At 61.9% G+C, this 464-nt stretch carries 1 protein-coding gene; it reads left to right on the plus strand.

Annotated elements, in window-relative coordinates:
- The coding region (locus J5M56_RS25065) for an AI-2E family transporter (RefSeq protein WP_207938069.1) at positions 1–464 on the plus strand (464 nt) is incomplete at both ends.

Here is a 464-nt window from a genome sequence, read left to right on the forward strand (position 1 = left end):
GCGTTGGTTCTGGCTCGGTGGGGTAGTCCTGCTTTGCGCGTTTGTATGGTTGCTGCACCCGATCCTCACGCCGTTTCTGGTCGCGTTGTTGCTGGCTTATCTGTTCGACCCGTTGGTGGATCGTCTGGAGCGGCTCGGGCTGTCGCGAACCTGGGGTGTGATCGTCGTGTTTGCCTTGTTCCACTTGATCGTCACCGCGTTGCTGCTGGTGCTGGTACCAATGCTCGCCAAGCAGTTGCTGCGTCTGTACGAGCTGGCGCCGCAGATGCTCGACTGGTTGCAGCACACCGCTGTGCCGTGGGCGCAAGCGAAACTGGGGCTGTCGGACGGCTTCTGGAAATTCGATAAGGTCAAAGCCGCGATCAGCGAGCACATGGGCCAGACCACCGACATCGTCGGCGTGGTGCTGAGTCAGGCGACGGCCTCGAGCCTGGCGCTGATCGGCTGGCTGGCAAACCTGGTGC

Origin of the sequence: Pseudomonas sp. 51_B (assembly GCF_017491595.1) — a bacterium.
Classification (GTDB): Bacteria; Pseudomonadota; Gammaproteobacteria; order Pseudomonadales; family Pseudomonadaceae; genus Aquipseudomonas; species Aquipseudomonas promysalinigenes.